Raw genomic sequence first — 20,878 nt, forward strand, 5'->3', positions numbered from 1 at the left:
TTAGACGGATTACTAAAGATTATGAACAGACCACCAACAGTGCAGAATCGTGGCTATTGTGGGCTAACTGTGCGTTGATGCTGAACCGATTGGCAAAATGACCGAATAATATTCCCCAACATCTTCTTAACTTTTTATACTCATAAAATTGCATCCGAACGACGGATTCTTCGATACGTAACCGGTGTAATGCCCACCTTGGAACGAAAAAATTTACCAAAGGAGGATTGGCTGCTGAAATTTAAGTAATAGGCGATCTCAGCGATGCTGTTCGTCGTCTGACTTAAGAGCACCTGGGCTTCCTGAACCATCATCGCGTCAATCCAGGCACTGGCGGGTTGACCCGTTTGTTGCTTGACGGTTTCACTCAGGTGTTTGGTGGAAATGGCGAGCAGGTCGGCGTAGTCGCTTATCTTTCGCTTTGTTAGATAGTGCTGGGTGACCAATTGGCGAAACTGCCGGGTGAGCTCGGAAGGTCGATTCATCGATTGTTTGCTTGCAGTAAACGGGGTGCTTTTCTCGAAAATCTGGTTTAAGTCCGTTACAAGTGCCTGCAAGATATACCGAATAGGTAGCTGTGAGGCCTGATCCACTGGCCAGTAATGGCGCTCAATGAGGTCAACTCCTGCACTTATTCGATGCCACTCGGTTTCCGATAAGCTAAGAACGGCCGGGGCGTGGGGTTGAAACAAGGATAACAGGGCAACCTGAGTGGATTGGCGCAAAATGTCCGTCAGAAAGAAGTCTGTAAAAAAAAGCGTTCGCATGGCAAAATCAGCGCTGCAGGACTGAATGCTATGAATCTGATGCGGAGCAATGATCATCACCTGACCGCGATTGACCTGAAAAGTCTCTAAGTTGAGGCTGCCTGTTAACCAGCCCGACGTCAAGACGCCGATGGCATAGCCCTGAATTCGGTAAGGATAAGCAAGAATCTTTGAATCGGCCGTGAAGTACCCCAGATAGAACGCATAATCGGGGACGACTTGTCCTGTCAACAAGTTTAACAGTTGGCCTATTGAGTACGTGTGCAGTGAAGCCGTTTGCATTGGCGAGAGGAGTTAATTCAAAAGATAATAGTTAAGTCCGTCTTGTAACTCAGGCAAATACCGTATTTCAAACCAAGAATACCGTAATGTAGCGTATTAAATCGGTTACTTTTCCGCCAAATTTGTACTAATAAATGGTATGCCTAACTAGTTTGGCCCAATGTGTCGTTTTTCTAAATTTGGAACCCGAGCCTACATCGTTGCCTTTCCCATTGTGACGGCCTTGCTGATGAGCTTGACCGTTGTCAATACTGACAACTATAAAAACGCGAGTTATTACCGATATGCTCGTCAGGAGCTTTCCTGGATTGTCAGTGATCCGCACCCGAAACAGGCCATTCAGGCAGGTTGGGCAACATTACGGGTAATGCCGCCGGTTGCCGCACTCACCCGGTCCAAAAAAGGGCCTTTGCCGGTTAACCCCGATTCGGTCGCTACCCGGGTGATCGTGCTCGATAATGGCTCGACGCGGGCCGCCCTGATTACGGTTGACTTACCTATGATGCCACCCGTGATTGCTCAGGAGTTAAAGAAAAGACTGCCTGAATTCGGCTTTAATTGGAAAAATATTTATCTGGGAGCGTCCCCTTCTTATCCTGCAGTGGGAGGATGGGCCCCTGACTACATGGGACAACGAACGTTTGGTGAGTATAATCAAGAATGGGTTAATCAATTGACCCAAACTATTCTCCAGACGGTCACACGGGCCAAACAGACTATGGCTTTGGTACAGATTGGGTCCAGTCAACTGACGGTAGATGGCCAGGATGGTTTGGTTTCAGTCGGCAACCAGGTAACTAGCCAGGCTTTACAGTTCCTCAAACTTCAGAAACAAAACGGAGAGTCGGCCCTGATCTATTCGGTTTCCAATCCTCCGGTGTCATTGACCAAAAACGCAGCTATAGTAGAAACGGAGAGCTTCCTTGGTCATTTAAACCAGCAGATGGAAAGCCAGATCCCCTGCTTTTCCATGCGTTTGGTGGGGTCGATTCAGCCGGTGAAGGCCCCAATTGATAAGGTTAACCCGACAGGCGTTGAGGGAGAACAGATCAGAATGCTCACTAGCAATCTCGTAGACTTGGTTAAGAATCAGCCCCTTCACACCGACAGTGTCATTATTGCTCAGACCACTACGCTAGCCCAAGAAAACAGCGATCCGCAATTTAGAATCAGCCAACACTGGCGGTTAAAGTCCTGGCTCGTGCGAAAACTCTACGGCGCTTACCCGGCCGAGTTAAAAGCCTTGCGAATTGGTGATATGGTATTTGTCGGTCTTCCTGGTGAAGTGTCTTCTCAGGCTCTGCCAGATTTCCTGCAGCTGCCCATTGCCAGGCAGTACAAGCTGTTGGTAACCAGCTACAATGGGGGTAATATTGGCCAGATTGTTCCCGATAAATACTACTTTCAAAAGGAGAGTTCATACGACATTCACCAAATCAACCGATTTGGTCCCCAAACCACGGAGTTCATGTTAGAAATGACCCAGCGATTAGCCAGCAGTTTAAAATAGCCGTCCCAGTCATACGCCGGCCTTATTTCCCGCGCCCTGCGTAACCGAAGTTGGTATAAAGCTTCGTACTGGTTTTTTAGCCGCTTTAGCCTAAATACACTAACATCCCCTGACTGACAACCAGCCTTTGGGTACAGGGCAAAGTGGGCGTGTACGTTGCCGGGCTAAACTCGCTCGCAACCGTCAGACCGGTTTTGTTCTGCCGATGGAGGGCAAACATCCGATCCACTGGGTCCGGCGCGCGTTCAGGGCTTCGGTCCATTCCGGCGCACCCGAGTCGTTGACCTGCGGTCCTTCCGGATGGCCAACGCGGCTATGAATGTGATCGGTATGCTCAATGGCCAAATGAGCGGCTTCAGGTGATTTTCGACCAGCGAATCGTGCCCGTTGCACCAGGTCGAAATTCCAAGGGTTAAGCGAATGTCCGGTAGTTTTTGCAGGTAGTGGCCAGTGATGTGGGCCGCAAAAAGTACCCTGCCCCGGTTCGTTTTGGGAATGATTTTTACGCCGGTTTCGCTTAAAATGCGATCTCCAACTTAGGGAATGGGCATCAGGTTAATTGAGGTCGTGAAGCTTAGGCTCCTGAAATAAGTATGGAACTTCATTTTTCCAACCCAGCAGGCTATTTGTTATAAGCTTTCACAATATTTGTTGACTCTCTCGTTCAATAAAAGCTTGAAATTGCTCTGGATTAGGTAAGATCGTTAAGTACTGGGAAACGAAGATGTCATGCTCAAGACCGCTGGTAGCATACCGTACGAGGGCCTGGTCTTTGTGGGCGCATAGAATAATACCCACCGGTGGATTGTCGACTTCTAGTTGCTCATTCTCTTTGTAATAATTCAGGTACACATTCATTTGACCGGCATCCGCGTGATCAAATTCGCCGATCTTAAGATCAATTAAGACATGGCACTTTAAAATGCGATGGTAAAAAACTAGATCGATCCGATAATGCCGATTATTAAAACTGATGCGTTTTTGACGGGCCTCAAAACAAAAGCCACGGCCTAATTCTAACAAGAAGTCCTGTAAATGATCAATCAGGGCTTTTTCTAGGTCATTCTCTGAATATTCTGCCTTTTCTTCTAAGCCTAGAAATTCTAATAGGTAAGGGTTGCGTATCAAATCGTCTAAGCCCGTGGGTTGGTTCGTCTTGATACGAGCGATTACAGTTGCCTTGTCTGCTGAGACGCTGGTTCGTTCGGCTAGTAAGGTGGTAATAGCCCGGTTCAGCTCATGCACTTTCCAATTATTTTTAACCGCTTCCAGTTCGTAAAAGCTTCTTTTCAGGGGATCGTCAACCTTTAATAACTCGACAAAGTGCGAATATGTTAGTCGATCCAGTAACAAAGCCGTGTCCATTGAAGCAGTCTCATTCTTAAGATCCCTTTGAAGCGTCAAAGATTGTTTAACCGACTCAAAGCCTGCAAGTTGAAATTTGGCAGATAGCGTCTGCCAAATCTGAGGATAGAGCAGATAGAATATCATCCAATAGAAGAAGGATTGAAACAATTTCCCGCTGGCGACGGAACGCGGCCCCACCTGCTTACTGAGCATCATCCAGTAGAAGAAGGATTGAAACCAGATGGTCGGCACAACAAGGGCGTAGCGAGTGATTCTTACTGAGCATCATTCACTAGAAGAAGGATTGAAACACCTTAGGGGGGGAGTTGGGGCTGTGGTGGAGACTTACTGAGCATCATCCACTTGAAGAAGGATTGAAACTGACGGATGTTTCCTTTTCAGCTTCACTCGGTTACCCTTACTGAGAAACATCCAGGAGAAGCTGGATTGAAACGACCGCTCTTTGGTTACGCCCTGCTTAAAAGAGGCACTTACTAAGAGGTAGTATCGTAGTATCATTATTGTAAGTAACGGATTGATATTGTCAAATAATAAACAAAAGGTAAAACCCTTTTTGGGTCAAAAAATGTAATTGATATAATCATCAAAACCTTATAAGGCATTGTAAATAAGTATATTATGAAACTATTTTTTTAGTTTGATGACTCGCTTTTATGAATTGGAAGCTTCATAACATGGTTCTTCATTTTTCATCCTGTACAGGCACAATCACTTCATCCCCTTTTACATGAAACGTATAGACACCGGCTTTTTTATCCCATTGTTTTACGACTGGCACAATGCGTGTCCGGCGAGGGTTTACTTTGTCGGATGAGTGGTGAGTGTGGTATACATAATACAATTGCTTGTTTAACCCTTCAAACAGGTCACCATGACCTGATCCGTTCTCGCCAACGATCGAACGATGGATAATTGGGTTGTTTTTGTATTTTACCCAAGGTCCATAGGGAGAATCGGCTACGGCATACCCAATCGCATAATCGATATTCTGGAAGTGGTTGGCCGAATAAAACAGGTAATATTTATTGTTCAATTTGATAACGGTAGGGCCTTCCATAATGGGCACTGATTTGTAAGTAGGCGTGGCCTCCCAGGGCTCTGTCTGGTCAAAACATTTTTTCAGGGTTTGCGGATTTATCTTTCCGGTTTTCAGGTCAAATTCGGCTACATACAGGTAATTTCCTTTATTAAAACGGACACTGTAGAGGTAACACTTACCATCGGTATCCTTGAAAATATAGGAATCGATATTTTTTTCAGACCCATCAATCGGTCCAACGTTTTTTTGCCGGTAAGGGCCCAGTAACGATTTTGATTCAGCCAATACGGTTTGTTCATCAGCTGTATAGGTTAAATAATATGTGCCCGTATGGTTGAATAGTTGTGGGGCCCAGAAGCCCTTGCTGCCGAAGGTGTGGTCGCCTTGGGTCAGGATTATTCCCAGCGAATTGGTTGCCTGACCAGGTACTGCCCATGTTTTCAGGTCCTTTGATTCTAATATGGCAAAGCCCTGCGGCCCGCTGTTCACAGGCTTTGACCCGGTCAGATAATACGTATCTCCCTCAACGTAAATGGTCACATCGGCAAAAAAAATCTCTCGCTTTGCTTGTGCCCATAGCTGCAGGGTGGAGCATAAAAGGATAGAACAAACAAGGATTGCTTTCATCTTCCGGGTTATAATTACTTATTTCAGTAGTGTTTTAGCTGTTAAACGAAGTGGTGTATTCTCTATGGGCCAATGGACCTGTTAGAGCAGGGGTATCCAACCAGGAACAACCGTTGCTGGTTGGCTGGATAGAGCTAGTGAGTTCTTTATGTAGGTTGCTCTCTATCCAGCCGTTTTACACTCATGGCGAAAAAGTGATTCCCCCTGCGAGTTCGATAACCCATAGCATTTAAGCGCTCAGCAACAGCGGCATACGTGAGTCCCTCCTTGCGATATAACCGGACGAGTTCAGCTGCTTGTAAATTGGCCTGATGGATACGCGCGTTCTGCTGGCGGATCTCTAAACCCTTCTGCGTGATTTCCGGTGTGATATTGGGCATACATTAGGAATGCCCTTGTGCTTTCTTAGCCTGCAAAGCGGCTCGGGTCCGTTCGCCGATCAACTCCCGTTCATGCTGAGCCAGCACTGCCATGATCCCCACGGTCAGTGTATTGGCATCGGGAATGTCACAGGCTACAAAGTCCACCTCGGAATTACGCAGGGAAAAGATAAACGAAACGTTACGGCTCAATCGATCGAGTTTGGCGATGAGTAAACGCACCCGGTGCTGTTTGGCAAAAGCGATGGCGGCTGCCAGTTGTGGGCGATTGGCTTTTTTGCCCGATTCGACTTCGATGAATTCGGGTAAAAGTTCATCATCCGTTTTGAGGAACCGGTTGACGATTTCCCGCTGAGCTGAAAGACCCAATCCGCTTTTCCCCTGGCCAGCCGTCGAGACCCGGTAGTACGGCACATATTTCATAGCACAATAACCGTTAAAATCTCGGTACCAGTAAAAGCATTTGATTCCAAAATTTCCGCGTTAGCGAGTTGCTGCCGGAGCAGTTCAGCCGCCTGCTCGTTGACCGGTTGGAATTCAATGGCAATTTCTAGATCGGTGAAGGGCTCGTCCTGTGGTGAAAATTGATTTGAGTCGGCCATCGGAAAAAGAAGATTCGTAAGTTTTAAAAGTATCTTAATATTAATAAAAATGCCCCACTCAATAACAGCCTGTAGAGCAAGTTATTTTTACGTTTAAGCGACTGATTCAAATTCTGAGGAACGATCCAACCACAAGGTCGGACAGCTCCAATAACTGGAAATTATAAACCTGGTATTCAGTTGGTCTTTGAATGCTGTTCCAAAGGGGGGCGGGGTATTAAAATCCAATATAGTCATATTTCAAATTCAATACTTTGCGGTTAATGTATTGAGAGGTAATATGTAAAATTGACAAAAAGGCCAATCCTCTAGAGGATTGGCCTTTCATAAAATTTGTTGTTGCTGTTCTTTAGAAAAGAGGATTACTGGCTTATTTGACAGCCACCAGTCGGGGCATGGCTTCTACCTGTTTGGTGGCCAGGGTGATTTCTTTGCTAGTGGTCTCCACCCCGTTACTGATGGTGACCTGGTACACACCGTCGGGCAGGTTGCTTACATCAAACCGGTAGCGAACCGCATCCTGGCGTTTGCCGATTTTCTGAGAGAACACCGCGTTGCCTTTCTGATCCAGCAATTGAACCAACAGGGGGCTGGTGGTCTCTTTCTGAACGGCCACCTGCAACTTGCCTTCGGTGGTGGTGTACATCGCACTTTGAAAAGCGGCCGCTTTTTTAGGTTCTTTTGGATTGGCAGTAGCCGCGTTGAAGGTGGTAGCGGTTAAAGTCAGGGCGAGGAGCAGGGTGTTGAATAAGGCTTTCATGGCGTCTATTGTTTTAAGGATTGTTGTTCTGTTTGATTGAGTCAAAGGTCGGCAGCCTGGCGGGCAAAGCCTGTCACAAATGAGTCAACTCCTGGTACTTTTGGGAAAAGACGAGTGACTGCATCTGAAAACATCAACTCAGTTCGGGTGGAGACCCTGGAAGGGGAGGACTGGCGGCAGATCAGAGGGATCAAGCCCCCCGGCGATTTGAGGAAAAATGCTGTTGACTCCTCCAGCTAGCGAACTCGTCCAGTCAAGTGGAGTAGGGGAGAGCAGCGTTTATGATTTGTAAAAAGCACCAAGGAACGCTGAAGCTTCACTCAGCGAAGCTGGCATGGCCGGTTCTAAACCCCACTTCGGCTCGTTCTGCGGAAGGGGACGAGGCTGCCGGAGCGATTGTTACCAGCTCCGGCAGCCAGGTTGAGATTGGGCATAGCTTGAATTGGCGCTACCGGTAGAAGTAGGGCAACCGTCGCTTTAAATGGGCGTCGAGAAAGGACGGACGAGACCGAAGTTTTCGTATTTTGGTTAACAGATCGTTGATTATATAGCATTTAAGGAAGTAAATTATATGCACATTGAGCGTTGTCCTAACCTTCTCAAAGTTCATTTTCAACACGCACATATTCAGACTCTTCAATATGAATCTGACGGATTCTTAACCGTTGTAGATCAACAAGGTCAACCGATCAACAAATTTAAAACGGTAGCCTGCATAGCCTACAATGCCCAATATGGTACGCCTATTTCCAACGATGGCCAGCTTGTGTTGATAGGAAGTTGGGAAAGAGGACTTTTTTGTTATTCAATTAAGGAGCAAAAACTAGTCTGGAAAGCGGGGCCTGGACGGGTGAGAGGCATCCTAGTCAGTGACGATAGCTTGCTGATAGAGATGGAAGGCAGAGGAATCTACCGAAGAAACCTGTATAGTGGAAAACTGATCGAAATCATTAAGTTGCCCGCCATAGAAACCTTCAAGCAACTCAACGCTACCGAACTGTTTGCTGGGCCTGGGCGAGGAGTCTACTGGCTCTTTCACTTACCTAGTATGCAACCCACAAAGCAAGTGAAGGCACGAGATCTGAATGTCAACAACTGCCTTTCTTACGTTATTGAGGATGTTTATTATCGAGATCAGGTCTTACTTGTAAAAGGCTTCGAGCAGTATAAAGATAGGAATTACGAAGATAAAGCAACCACGAATTTTGAAAGACTAATACCCCTTTAAAATATTGCCATTATTTAAACACGGTTATCAACGGCGGTATGAGCAAGAAAAAGACGATCCACATCAATGGTGGTATGGGGACTTGTCAAACGATGAGACGGTACAGCAGATCATAGTTGCACGGTTGGGGCATGAACCACCCCAACCGTACAGTTTAGCATGATTTAATTATGACCGTTTCTCGTCGCTTAACCTGTGATGGTTCGCAACATCCGCTACAGTTAGGGGCATGCTGAGTTTTTGAGAAAAAGACTATTTTTGGTTAGCCATTCCTTTTTACCCTAACCATGTCAGCTTCGCAAATTCAGGCTCGTCAAACTTGGCTAGCCGTCTATCAACAAGTGGGCTCTGTCAGCGTAGCAGCCCGTCGATGCGGTATTGCTCGATCAACCCTCCAACGGTGGATCAAACGACAAGCGACTGAAGGACTAGCAGACCATTCTCGTAGACCTCACCATTTAGCTCACCAGAAGTTTGATAGCCAACTGGAAAAATTAGTGCTTCAGATTCGAGACACGTATAACATCGGCAAAATCCGTATCTGCTCTTTTCTTTTTCAGCAGCACTCGATTCAGGTATCGGCTTCAACGGTAGCTCGTATTCTCACAAAGCATCAACGAGATCCCATCAAACGCTATCGTAAAAATCAACCACCCATTCGCTATTCCCGACCAGTACCAGGAGACCGAGTACAAATGGACGTTTGCAAGATTGCGTCAGGGATTTACCAGTATACTGCTATTGATGATTGTAGCCGATTTAAGATCCTATATACTTATCCGCGCAGAACTGCCACCAATTCAATTGATTTTCTGGATCGAGTACTGGAACAATTCGTTTATCCCATCCAGCGGATACAGACGGATCGTGGGCGAGAATTTTTTGCTTACTGTTTTCAAGAAAAGCTACGGGAGTATTGCATCAAATTCCGACCAATTAAACCCCGTTCACCGCATCTGAATGGCAAAGTAGAACGGAGCCAGCAGACAGACCTTCAGGAGTTTTACCGAACGGCAGATTTAAAAGATCCTTCTTTAAACGACCGCTTGGCCGAATGGCAGTTTTACTATAATTATCAGCGGCCACACAGTTCATTGCAAGGCAAAACGCCAGCGGAAGCCGCAGCCGAGAAGTCAGCAGGCTCCCCGTTTTGGGATGAAGTGATTGCGAGATATGACCCTGAAAAAGAGCCCATTCGAGTACAATCGTACAAACGAGACAAGCAGCTTAAGAAATTTCGGAAAGGGGCTAAAACGTAGTTTTATCCTACTTTTCTTCCCTTTACAACTGTAGCGTATCTATTGAACCACTACACTTAACCACTTTCCAACAGCGGGAGCAGTATAGTTTTTCATTTGATTGAGGAGATGATCTATGTCGTCACTCACAAGCATCATATCCCGGTTAACCTGCTTTAACAGCCCCGTTTGTACCATCGTGTCAGCCAAAGCTAATAAGCCATCGTAGAAATTATTGACATTCAGTAGCGCCACTGGTTTTTTATGAAGACCTAACTGTCCCCATGTCAGCATTTCAAAATATTCTTCAAGTGTACCGTAGCCACCTGGCAGCGTTATAACACCATCTGAAAGCTCATGCATCTTTAGCTTTCGTTCGTGCATCGATTCTACCCAAATAAGTTCAGTCAACGCTTCGTGAGCAACTTCTTTAGTTTGTAGAAACTTCGGTAGTACACCAATCACTCGGCCCTTATAAGACAAACATCCGTCTGCTACTGCACCCATCAAACCAACCTTGGCTCCTCCGTAAACCAGCATAATGGATGAACTAGCTAGAATTTCTCCAAGTTGATAGGCACTCTTCATGAGCTGCGGGTCAAAACCCGGACTTGAACCACAAAAAACAGTAATCGCTTTCATGTATATCGTGTAAGAAAATCGTTGCAAACCTATCCTTTTTTCGACATACATGAGGGATTTTAGCTTTTGTTGGTGATTTTGTGTTAGCTATCCCATACGTGTGATTATATAACTGCTGAATTTCTTAAAAAAGGTTAAGCAATTTGTAAGAACTTCATAAAGCAGTAGCTTTCCAATCAAAATAAATATGATCATTCTATAGCATGTGTTTATCCAATCCACACGAATTTCAACTCAACTCCGACGGGTACTATTTTTAGCCTCATGCACCTGCTTTTCAGTTTCAGCTTGGGCGCAATCCATCTTGCCGGATACATTTAAGTTGGAGGCTGAGCCAAGAAACGCTTATTATTTTGTTAAACCGGTTTTCGGACTGCTCCAGAATCGTTCTACTTTTCAAGGGGATAACCGGTTCAAGCAACCCCATGCAGCTGACTTAAGAAATACCCACTATGGCATAAGAATAGGTTATCATACGAATCGACTAGAAATAGAAACCGGTATCATGAATTTACCGGTAGCGACAGGCTACGAGTTTCTGTTTGAACCAATAAATGGATTACGCCCAGGTACTAGGTTTTTGTTCACCAGAAAAGTTACTTACAGACAGGTTCCTATACTAACTCGGTTTACCATCTGGCAACCGACGAAACGGTTAGACATTCGGGCGACAGCAGGCATTGCTTTTGCATGGGATGCTACAGGAATCGATATGAATAGTAACCGAACTATTAGACATACACTTGGTGATACAAGCCGAATCACCACAACTACACAGCAATTAGACCATACTAAATCTTTTATAATGGGCATAACTGGAATGGGGTTACATTGGCAATTAACTCGCCGACTGAATCTAAATCTAGATGTTAGACGGCTATTCAGCCAAAATGATCTGGTTCGAGCGAATGCCCAAGTATCTCCACCCGGTGAAAATAAAAAATATACCGTGAAGACTCAAGGAGGAGCTAACGGGTTTAATTTACAACTAGGGATTCAATACCAGTTTATAATCCGAAAAAGAAATCGCCAATTTTAATTATAAGCAAAACTTACTTTTTTACAAAAAAAGAATCATACTTCACGCTCCAGTCTACCACTTCTTAATTTATGCAACTAACATGAAAATAGTTGTACGACAGCTCTAAAAAGAATACAACTATTTTAGTATCGATCCAATTGGATTATATTCTGAAGTTATTATTTGCTAGACATCCTGCTCGGTACACGTAGAGATAGTAAAATTCCATATTGTGTTTGCGTTGGGAGCTTTAACCTACTTAACACATTATAGTTAGCTTGTTGAATCTCATATAATTCAGCCGTCTCTTTAGGACAGTCGTAAGTATAGCCAAAAAGAAAAAAAGGATAAATAAACCAGCACACATCTCCCGGTTTCGTATTGGATGGCAATTGCCACTTTCCTTCTGTATTTCTGATGTTATCCGCAATTGTCTGCTGATATTCTGGTCGTAGATTCCCCTCAATGCGGATGCTATCTACTTTTCCTTGACTATTAACTCGGAAGTGAAACATGGCTGATTCGGCTCGACAATCATCCATTTTGTCCCGTACATTTTGTCCCAGATAATTTGGTAAATAGCCTAATCCCGCAGTGAGTGCTTTCACATCAAGTAGTACAAATTTCGGCTCCCAAGTAGTTTTTTGAGCAAATGCCGTTTGAAGACTGAACAGAGAGAAACAAGTTAATATCCGAAGTGTTAATAGCATAGCCTTGTGCATATAAATAAATATATGTATATAACTTAAACCACTTATGATAAAAATATAACTTTTTGGTGAGTAAAATATCTGTACTCTTCTATGTGTCATTTTATAACTATTTATATGTTGGTCGAGTAACCTTAGATATAGAGTCATTAACTCAAGAAACTAATTATTATAGGGCCAGGCATACCCCGCAAATCGACCCACTCGACGACTACTAAAGCTGTCAAGGTGCGTCTGCATGGCCCGCTCCCGGGTGATGGTCTCTGGTTGCGTCTGGACGGCATCTGGTATACCAAAGATGAAGCCGGTGAGTGGGTCCGCATGCCGGGTCGGCCAGCGCCAAAGGACGTAGAGCGAAGGTGAGCTCTTGATCCCGGAATATTCGAATAACAATGAGAATGCTAATACAAGGGTCCTGAAAAAGTACAAAAGACCTTATGGTTTTCTCGTGAGCTTTTTTGTACGATTCGGTATAACTACCCAACGGTATAAAGGACGTATTCCCTTCAACATCAACGAATGCTTCTTATTCGGTTGGTGGAGACCATTGTAGATCTTCACGTTTGTAAAAATAGAAACGGCCTGTTTCGTCACCCACCAGCAAGTTCAACGAATGGCCAGGTCCAATAAAGCCAGCCGTTGGGGAACAAGCATGTTGACCCAAATTAATACGCTTGCCCTTGAACCGGATTGCCACCGGATATTCATAAACTGGCCTGGTTTCCGTCCCCGCATTGCGAAGAAATAAAACCGCAGCACCATTATTGGGCAGACGGTACGGCATTCCTTTTTTAGGCTCTGGAATGGTAGAATACCGGGGCGTTCCAACCAGTAGATCTTTTATACCATCCTGATCCCAATCCACAATTGTGATTTTAGAACGACCGGTTTCTCCTCCCCTTCGAAAGTTAGCGCGGATGGGTATACTGTCGCCAATCATGAGCTTCCCGCCATCCGTTACGTTATATGAATCTAACTGCCAGTACAAATGAAATTCGTCATCCGAGTCCAATATAATGTAGGCATTACGACCCCCTAACTTCCCCACCCCCGGTTTTACGCGCCAGGTGCCGTATAGATCTAGGCCATCTAGGAAAAGAGGATGCTCAGGGGCTAAACGGGGTTGGTTTTGTTTTCCTTCATTTATATACAAATTAAATTTACTTCGGCTATCGCCCGTTAAAATATCAGTAAGCCCGTCATTGTTCCAATCAAACACCGTTGGGCAGGCATACCCCCAACGGGCTTCACCAGGTCCCTGAATGTTTTGGTTATAGCCGGGTTGAATATGAATGGGATATCCTCCCGCTTTGAGCGTAACCGGGGTGCCAAATTTGGGATTTGTGTTTGTACCCCGGTTTTCAAACCACTGAATATGGCCCAAAGAATTACCAAATACCAAATCAATGTCCCCATCGCCATCCCAATCCGCCAGATCGGGAACCACCAGGGAGCCTCCATACAAATCGGGTTTGGTTTGTAATAGCGAAACTGGTTTTTCAAACGAAAGCGTATGGCCTTTTTTCTGTTTGTAGAAAAAAATCCCCCCTTCACTAGAAACAATTAAGCCCGGGTGTTCGGCTACTTCTACCGAAGCTAAAAAGCCGTGGATGGCCGGATTGCGAAGAGTCTGGCCATTTGGATCTTTCAGGTAGCCTACTTCAGTAAGCGATTTCTTTTTTTGATCCACCTGATAAACGTGAATGTTACCGAGCGTTGTTCCTGCCAGAATGTAGCTTTGGTTATTAAAGGTGTAGCAGGTATAACTTTCTAAAAAATAATACGTTTGTGTCAACGAAGTCAGTGGTTTGACCACCAGCCGTTCCGGGTCGGTTCGTGAAAAAAAAGCCCCATAAATTCCGCTTTTGGGTAGTTGTTGTTGCCAAAAACCATCCTGGCTGTACCTTTCAAACTCATGCCTGTTAGCCGGGTTGGGAACGGGATACTTGGGCGACTTTGTCGTGTCGGCAACTGTAAATAAAAATACGTACTCTGAAGGAGCCAGTTGCAGGACGCCAAAATAGCCAATCGCCGATGGCAATCCTTGCACTTCAATCGTTTTAAGTTCTTCAAATGAACGGGTCTGTTTATTGAACCGGCTTCGGTATACCCTCTTATCGGAAGCCCAAAAGCCCCAGATTTCGTGTTGATCGTTTTCCAGAATGACCGATTTTCGTTGCGTGTCCTGGTCAAAAGGAAGCTTAATTTTATGTTTTTGGGAATAAATGGGTGTCCCTTGTGGGCTGAATCGTTCGAACAAATAATAAAAGGTGCCCGGGTTGTATTTATCGCTATACATAAACAAATCCGGTGCAGTGTCCTCATTAACACGGGCGGTGCCCATTAGAAAACCGTTTACGGATGGCAAGGCAAAATGCGAATAACTACTGTCAGAATTAAATTTTATAGGGGACCCGCTTACGAAGTCATGCTGGCCAAAGCAGGTGATAAAGTTGATCCAACACAGGAATATCAGGGTCAACTTGCGGGGTTGTAGGGCTCGTTTTTTCTTTGGCATGTGGGTGAAAGGGTTGAGGTTAGAAGTAGGCCGGTTAGTTAATTGCGTGGCTTTAACTTTTAGGTTTAGCCAGATTTGTACACTAATGAGTAGATTGGGGTTTGCCAGGTTATGGGTTGCATCAGTTGATCTGGAGGTATTTAATCATAAGATTCCATACAACGTGATGTGAAAATGGGCAGCCACAGCTGCGTATTGGCTGATGTATTTTTTGGGAAATGGCCACCCATCTCGATCCGTAAATGAAGTAGTGGAAGATTCTCAGGTTTCTGGTTACCGATCACCTTTAATAAGACGTTGGAATTGAACGGCCGATGCGACACCGTCGATTCACCCGGTGTTTTTTCAGCCCCTCTGGATTGGGTTGAACGTCGATAGCTCATCATGCCCGGGTAGGTTTGATGGGGGTAGATTGGAAACAAATGCATTGGCAAGGCGGGAGTTAGGACCTTATTTAAAGAGGTACGGTTTTATCCGGTGATTGGACTAACGGCCCTACCAATTTTGTTCAAGGATTAGGGGGATGAAGTACATTTCAGGAGTATAAAGATTCAGGAGTTTTGCGTTCTGACAGCAATCTATCAGTAGGAAAACTCCTGAAAAGCTTTTTAAACTAAACCGAACTGCGGTCACCGTTTTCACTCGGCAAAGCCAAGCGAAAAGGAGAAAATTTGCTCGTTTCTAAAAGTGAAAAAATGAACAGAAGAAACTTCGTAGCCCTTGGCGCAACGACTCTTGGGATTTTTCCAATGCTAAGCTACAATGGATTTGCCAACTTGGCTCCCACCAAACCCGAGTGGCTGCTTGAGTGGATAAAAATCAGCGACCAGCAACTGGCCATTTACAAACCCATCAAGGTAACGGATCCAGCCAACCGATTTGTGGGCGGCTACATGAACGATATGGACATGCCAAATCCACAGTCGACGAGCGGGTTTATCATTCGTGCCAGCACCCTGATTGCCTGTCCGGAATCCACTCATTATCAATCGGAAGCCTTACTAAAGGAAGTGGATGCTGCGGCTCGGGCTTTGCTCAAGATGCAGCACGACGATGGCACAATTGATCTTTTGGAAACCAATTTCCATTCAACGCCCGATACGGCTTTCGTGCTAGAAAATATTATTCCGGCCTATGTATTCCTGAAGCAAGCTTCAATCAAGGGTTCAGAAAAAACGCTCAATTTATTAAAGGAGTTTTTGAAAAAGGCGGGCGACGCGTTGAGTGTAGGTGGAATTCATACACCCAATCACCGTTGGGTCGTATCAGCCTCCCTGACAAAATTAAATGATGTGTTTCCCGACCCCCGGTATACCAAACGCATTGATCAATGGCTCGCCGAACATATTGATTTGGACCCCGACGGGCAATTCAATGAAAAGAGTACCAACACCTATTCACCCATTGTCGATCGGTCGTTGATCATCCTGGCTCGGGGTCTGAAAAAGCCTGAATTGTATGAGCCGGTTCGCAAAAACCTGATGATGACACTGTACTACGTTCACCCGAATGGCGAGATCGTGACGGAAGCATCGAACCGGCAGGACAAGGGTACCATTGGCAACATGGCCAGATACTATTACTGCTACCGCTACATGGCCCTGCTCGACAAAAACGGTGAAATGGCGGCTCTGTGTCGGTTAATCGAGAAGACGTGTCCAAAAGAGCAACTGGCGGGCTACCTCAATTATTTTCTGGAAGACCCCACGCTCTGGAACGAACTCCCCGCCAGCAAACCGTTACCGACCAATTACGCCAAAGCCTTTCCCTACTCAGGTGTCGTTCGTATCCGGCGCGAAAATTGGGATAGCACCCTCTTGTCGAATAATGCCAGTTGGCTCACCTTCCACAAGGGGAATGCGGTTTTGCAGGGTATGCGAATGGCAACTTCGTTCTTCGGAAAAGGGCAGTTTGATTCAACGAAGATTGAACAACAGGGCGACACCTGGGTTCTGCAAAAATCACTCGATGGGCCGTATTATCAGCCGCTTTCCAGCGACCAGATTGACCCGAGCGGTGATTGGGACAAAATGCCAAGGGCCAATCGCAGGCAGAGCGAAATTCAGAAGCTTGACACGACGGTGAAAATAAAGGAAACCGCGAATGGTTTGCAAATTGCGATCGACATTGTGGGTACAGAAGGGGTTCCGGTAGCGCTTGAACTCATTTTTCGGGCGGGCGGAACGCTCGCTGGGGTAAAAAAACACCCTAAGAAAGACAATGCCTTCCTCTTATCGGGCGAATCGGGCTCGTATACGGTTGGCTCCGATCGTATCAAATTCGGGCCGGGAACCGTCGAACACAAAGGAGTTCAGTTACGGGGAGCCCTTCCAGCGATGGATACGCCAACGGTTTATCTGACTGGGTATACGCCGTTTCACCATACATTTTTCCTTTCGTGATCGTAAACTCACCATGCCTAAATTGCCAAAATTTTTCCTGGTAGTAGTAGCTGGTATGGGTGGAAGCAACTGTTTATTAGCTCACAAATACCAGACACCTTAACCGCATTACCACAGCAAGAATTGAGCTATTGATGCTGCCTTTACGTATGCGCAAACGTTCGAACTGATCGCCAAAGAGTGGCATGGCCAAGGCGTCGAGAGTTGGAACCCGCGCTATGCCAAAACACGGATGCACCGGTTGGAGAAGTATACGTTTGAGGATCTGGGAAGCTATCCAATCCATACCTTAAAGCCAGTTATCATTCTAGCCTGTCTGCAAAAGATTGAGAAAACAGCTCCGGAAATGGCCCGACGTATAAAACAGATCGTCAGCCATCGTTGTACATATGCCACTAGCTCAGTAATCGGGCGTTTGCTGAGCTAGTGGCATTGAGACCTACCTAGCTATTTACAGTACCAACGGGCTGTTCATTCGGTAAAGATTTCAGACTACTTGTCGTTTCCGTTAGTTAATGCCTTAGCTTTAGCTCACTGCTCAGACATGTAACTCTACCAGTATGGTATCTCTTTCCCAACCCAATGACCAACAACAGGCCGACGATCTACTCCAGGCCCAGCAGTTGCTGCGGGCCACCCTGGATTCCTCTATGGACATGATCCAGGTCTTTGAAGCCGTACGCAATGAGCAGGGTGACATTATTGATTTCAAGTGGGTGCTCAACAACCATGCGGCCGAAAAAATCTACGGCGATGTGGTCAACAAAAGCTTGCTCGAACTCCAGCCCGGCGTACTGGAAGAAGGTATTTTTGACGCCTTCAAACAAGTGGTGGAAACAGGCGAGCCGCAACACTACGAAAAGCATTATGTGCATGAGCAGTTTAATGGCTGGTTTCATCAATCGGTGGTCAAGCTCAACGACGGCGTAGCCACCACAACCGCCGATATTACCCCCCGCAAGCGGACCCAGGAGCAACTTCAGCAGAGCCACGCGTTATTGCAATCGGTGATCGATAGTTCCCTGGATATCATTCAGGTATTCAGTGTGGTGCGGGATGAGACCGGTTCCATCCGGGACTTTGTCTGGGTCATGAATAACCAGAAAGCCATTGCCCAAAACGGCGATGTCATCGGAAAAAGCCTGCTGAAAGTAAACCCAGGCGTGGTTACGACCGGCATTTTTGACCGCATGGTCGAGGTCGCCCAAACCGGGGTAGCCTATGAGCATGAGCAGTATTACAAGCATGAACAGTTCGATGGCTGGTTCTATCAGGCGCTGGTGAAGACCGACGATGGGGTAGCCATGACAACCCGCGACATTAGCCGTCAGAAACAAGCCGAGCAGGAAGTGCTTCGGCTGAAAGACGAGATTGCCCAACAGGCCACCGATAAATACCGCATCCTGTTCGAGACGATTGACGAAGGTTTTGTCGTGCAGGAACTCGTCTTCGACCAGGATGGACGCGTCGTCGACCTCATCTACCAGGAAGCCAACGCGGCCTTCGCGCGGCACACGGGTCTTGCCGATGCAAACAACAAACGAGCCAGCGAGGTTTTCCCCCATATTGAACAAGGCTGGTTCGATGCGCTCGGGCGTGTTCATCATACGGGCGTTCCCGAACGGATAGAAGCCTTCAACACGGACACCCAACGCTGGCTCACCGCCCACTATTCGCCAGTCGGTGGGGCGGGTAGCCCTTTTATCGCGGCTGTGTTCCAGGACGTCACCGAACGCAAACAAAGGGAGCAACAACAGGAGTATCTTTTACGCCTGAATGATGCCCTTCGTCCTCTTGCTGATCCGATAGCCATTCAACGGGTGGCCATGCGAGTCCTCGGAGAGCACTTAGGGGTTGACCGGGCAATCTATGCCGAGATCAACCTTGATGAAGACTGGTTTGAAGCCACCGATAATTATACCAGTAAGTCGGTTCAACCAGTAACGGGTCGGCTTCCCTTTAAGGCATTTGGTCCTCCGGGCGAAAAACTCAAAAAAGGGGAAAGTCTGGTTGTTGATGATGTCAGTACAGAGGTCGATGAGGATTCACAAAAAGCGTTTTATTCGATTGATGTATTGGCTGTAGTTGCCGTACCGCTGATTAAAAACGGTCAGCTCGTGGCAGACCTCTCTGTTCACCAAACAACGCCACGCCATTGGCTTGACCATGAAGTTGCCCTCTTACATGAAACGGCTGAACGCACCTGGGCAGCCGTGGAACGAGCCAAGGCCGAAGCCGCCCTGCGGGAAAGCGAAGAAGCGATGCGTGCCAGTAACGATCGGTTGCAAAAAGCGCTCTCCATTGAAACCGTCGGGGTCATTTTCTTTGACCAGCAGGGCGTCCTTCAGGATGTCAACACCGCTTTCCGGCACATGAGCGGATTAACCTCTGAAGACTTGGCGGGTGGAAAAGTCCATTGGCAGGACTTAACCCCGCCTGAGTTTATGGAGGTTAGTCAGCAGGCACTCGCCGAATTGCGGAGCAGAGGCCAAAGTATTCCCTATGAAAAGCAATACCTCCGTCCGGATGGGTCCCGCTGGTGGGGCCTTTTTGCGGGCAAGCAGGTCAGTGAGCATGAAATCGTCGAGTTCGTGCAGGACATCACCCACACCAAACAAGCCGAACAAGCGCTCCAAGAAGCCGACCGGCGCAAAGACGAGTTTCTGGCGATGCTGGCCCATGAACTGCGCAATCCCATGGCGACCCTGCATAACACGCTTCTGCTGCTGGATCTGACTCATGGCCAGGATGAGACCTTACCCCTGGAGCGAGCCCTTGCTATGATGAGTCGGGAGGTCACTCACCTCAACCGAATGGTGGACGACCTATTGGATGTGGGCCGGATCAGTCAGGGCAAGATCCAGTTAAAAAAAGAACGCCTGGAGCTAAATGGACTCATTCGAGAGGCTTTGGAAACAGCCCGCTCCCAGTTTAGTAGCCGGAAGCAAGCCCTAACGATTCAACTGCCCACCGCCCCCCTTTGGGTGGATGGCGACCGGACCCGATTGACCCAAGTCGTGCGTAACCTGGCTACGAATGCCGCTAAATATACCCCCAATGACGGTCAAATCCGGGTGACGCTTGAGCAAGAAAGCCGGCAGGCTGTACTGCGAATACGCGACAGCGGTATCGGTATTGCCCCAGACCAGCTGGAGGCCATCTTTGAGGTATTTGTTCAGGTGTCTTCCTCCTTGGACCGCCCTCAGGGTGGGTTGGGGCTGGGCTTAGCCGTCGTCAAACGACTGGTCGAGTTGCATGGTGGGCAGGTTGGGGCTTCTAGTCCAGGCTTAGGGCAAGGCAGTGAATTTATGGTCCGTTTACCCTTACTACCCGATTTACCGGCTGCAACCCCAGCGGCTGATGTTGAGGAAGAAAATAGCAAAAAGGTGGGTCGTATTTTAGTGATCGATGACAATGCAGATCTGGCCCTGACGACGGCGATGTTGCTGCGCGTCAAAAAATATGAAGCCCACACCTGTTTGAGTGGCCTGGAAGGGTTGAAGCTGGTGGCCTCCCTGCAGCCCGATGCGGTGCTACTGGACCTGGGCATGCCGGGCATGGACGGCTACGAAACCTGTCGTCGTTTACGGGCGCTAAAGTGGGGCCAGCAGGGGATCATTGTGGCGCTGTCGGGCTACGGCCAGGAAGTAGATAAAAAGCGGACCCAGGAGTCGGGCTTTGATGGGCATTTGATCAAACCCGTCAATTTACAAGCGCTGACAGCCTTGCTGGAGAAACTTCTCCATTCCACCCAGTAAACTACATCATTACTGATATATATAGG

19 protein-coding genes are annotated in these 20,878 nt (G+C 46.9%); 8 read left to right on the plus strand and 11 right to left on the minus strand.

What is annotated here, in order from left to right; translation table 11 throughout:
* Window positions 1-140: 140 nt before the first annotated feature.
* Complete coding sequence (locus ACYVH9_RS31105; protein ID WP_460640361.1) at window positions 141-1,049, minus strand: helix-turn-helix domain-containing protein; 909 nt, start codon at window positions 1,047-1,049, stop codon at window positions 141-143.
* A 214-nt stretch (window positions 1,050-1,263) separates the two neighbouring features.
* On the opposite strand from ACYVH9_RS31105, the gene ACYVH9_RS31110 reads away from it, so the two are divergent.
* Entirely contained in the window at window positions 1,264-2,559 is a 1,296-nt protein-coding gene (locus ACYVH9_RS31110) for a hypothetical protein (RefSeq protein WP_460640362.1), read from the plus strand.
* A 183-nt stretch (window positions 2,560-2,742) separates the two neighbouring features.
* Here the strand turns inward: ACYVH9_RS31110 and ACYVH9_RS31115 are convergent, their stop codons facing one another.
* The 7 genes from ACYVH9_RS31115 to ACYVH9_RS31145 all read right to left on the minus strand — a co-directional run bounded on the left by ACYVH9_RS31115 (window position 2,743) and on the right by ACYVH9_RS31145 (window position 7,335).
* Window positions 2,743-2,952: a hypothetical protein gene (locus ACYVH9_RS31115; protein WP_460640363.1), complete on the minus strand. Its 210-nt coding sequence runs from the start codon at window positions 2,950-2,952 to the stop codon at window positions 2,743-2,745.
* A 246-nt stretch (window positions 2,953-3,198) separates the two neighbouring features.
* Window positions 3,199-4,158 (minus strand): PDDEXK nuclease domain-containing protein, encoded by a 960-nt coding sequence (locus tag ACYVH9_RS31120; protein WP_460640364.1) that lies wholly within the window; start codon window positions 4,156-4,158, stop codon window positions 3,199-3,201.
* A 451-nt stretch (window positions 4,159-4,609) separates the two neighbouring features.
* The gene (locus tag ACYVH9_RS31125; protein ID WP_460640365.1) at window positions 4,610-5,593 is read right to left on the minus strand and encodes a glycoside hydrolase family 43 protein; all 984 of its coding nucleotides are present in this window, start codon (window positions 5,591-5,593) and stop codon (window positions 4,610-4,612) included.
* 146 nt (window positions 5,594-5,739) lie between these two features.
* Entirely contained in the window at window positions 5,740-5,973 is a 234-nt protein-coding gene (locus tag ACYVH9_RS31130; RefSeq protein ID WP_460640366.1) for a hypothetical protein, read from the minus strand.
* Between the two features lie 3 nt (window positions 5,974-5,976).
* Complete coding sequence (locus ACYVH9_RS31135) at window positions 5,977-6,396, minus strand: recombinase family protein (protein WP_460640367.1); 420 nt, start codon at window positions 6,394-6,396, stop codon at window positions 5,977-5,979.
* Entirely contained in the window at window positions 6,393-6,575 is a 183-nt protein-coding gene (locus ACYVH9_RS31140; protein WP_460640368.1) for a hypothetical protein, read from the minus strand. Before ACYVH9_RS31140 ends, ACYVH9_RS31135 begins: the two co-directional genes overlap by 4 nt.
* Before the next feature lie 370 nt (window positions 6,576-6,945).
* Window positions 6,946-7,335, minus strand: coding sequence for a T9SS type A sorting domain-containing protein (locus tag ACYVH9_RS31145; protein WP_460640369.1), 390 nt, complete (start codon window positions 7,333-7,335; stop codon window positions 6,946-6,948).
* A gap of 571 nt (window positions 7,336-7,906) precedes the next feature.
* Here ACYVH9_RS31145 and ACYVH9_RS31150 point away from each other — a divergent pair.
* The 3 genes from ACYVH9_RS31150 (at window position 7,907) to ACYVH9_RS31160 (ending at window position 9,822) form a co-directional block, all read left to right on the plus strand.
* Window positions 7,907-8,563, plus strand: coding sequence for a hypothetical protein (locus ACYVH9_RS31150; protein WP_460640370.1), 657 nt, complete (start codon window positions 7,907-7,909; stop codon window positions 8,561-8,563).
* Window positions 8,564-8,567: 4 nt separating this feature from the next.
* A complete protein-coding gene (locus tag ACYVH9_RS31155; protein ID WP_460640371.1) occupies window positions 8,568-8,726 on the plus strand; it encodes a hypothetical protein in 159 nt (52 codons plus the stop codon).
* A gap of 124 nt (window positions 8,727-8,850) precedes the next feature.
* The gene (locus ACYVH9_RS31160) at window positions 8,851-9,822 is read left to right on the plus strand and encodes an IS481 family transposase (protein ID WP_460640372.1); all 972 of its coding nucleotides are present in this window, start codon (window positions 8,851-8,853) and stop codon (window positions 9,820-9,822) included.
* A gap of 39 nt (window positions 9,823-9,861) precedes the next feature.
* Here the strand turns inward: ACYVH9_RS31160 and ACYVH9_RS31165 are convergent, their stop codons facing one another.
* Entirely contained in the window at window positions 9,862-10,443 is a 582-nt protein-coding gene (locus ACYVH9_RS31165; protein ID WP_460640373.1) for an LOG family protein, read from the minus strand.
* Between the two features lie 304 nt (window positions 10,444-10,747).
* Between ACYVH9_RS31165 and ACYVH9_RS31170 the strand changes: the two genes are divergently transcribed.
* Complete coding sequence (locus ACYVH9_RS31170) at window positions 10,748-11,482, plus strand: hypothetical protein (RefSeq protein ID WP_460640374.1); 735 nt, start codon at window positions 10,748-10,750, stop codon at window positions 11,480-11,482.
* A gap of 161 nt (window positions 11,483-11,643) precedes the next feature.
* Here the strand turns inward: ACYVH9_RS31170 and ACYVH9_RS31175 are convergent, their stop codons facing one another.
* Both ACYVH9_RS31175 and ACYVH9_RS31180 read right to left on the minus strand, forming a co-directional pair.
* Window positions 11,644-12,174, minus strand: coding sequence for a hypothetical protein (locus ACYVH9_RS31175; RefSeq protein ID WP_460640375.1), 531 nt, complete (start codon window positions 12,172-12,174; stop codon window positions 11,644-11,646).
* Between the two features lie 526 nt (window positions 12,175-12,700).
* Window positions 12,701-14,518: an FG-GAP repeat domain-containing protein gene (locus ACYVH9_RS31180; protein ID WP_460640376.1), complete on the minus strand. Its 1,818-nt coding sequence runs from the start codon at window positions 14,516-14,518 to the stop codon at window positions 12,701-12,703.
* 869 nt (window positions 14,519-15,387) lie between these two features.
* Between ACYVH9_RS31180 and ACYVH9_RS31185 the strand changes: the two genes are divergently transcribed.
* From ACYVH9_RS31185 to ACYVH9_RS31195, 3 genes are all read left to right on the plus strand, one after another.
* Entirely contained in the window at window positions 15,388-17,094 is a 1,707-nt protein-coding gene (locus ACYVH9_RS31185) for a hypothetical protein (protein ID WP_460640377.1), read from the plus strand.
* A gap of 169 nt (window positions 17,095-17,263) precedes the next feature.
* Entirely contained in the window at window positions 17,264-17,521 is a 258-nt protein-coding gene (locus ACYVH9_RS31190; protein WP_460640384.1) for a phage integrase central domain-containing protein, read from the plus strand.
* A gap of 133 nt (window positions 17,522-17,654) precedes the next feature.
* Window positions 17,655-20,852 (plus strand): ATP-binding protein, encoded by a 3,198-nt coding sequence (locus ACYVH9_RS31195; RefSeq protein WP_460640378.1) that lies wholly within the window; start codon window positions 17,655-17,657, stop codon window positions 20,850-20,852.
* The last annotated feature ends 26 nt before the right edge of the window (window positions 20,853-20,878 follow it).

The sequence above is a fragment of the Larkinella harenae genome, from assembly GCF_054780515.1.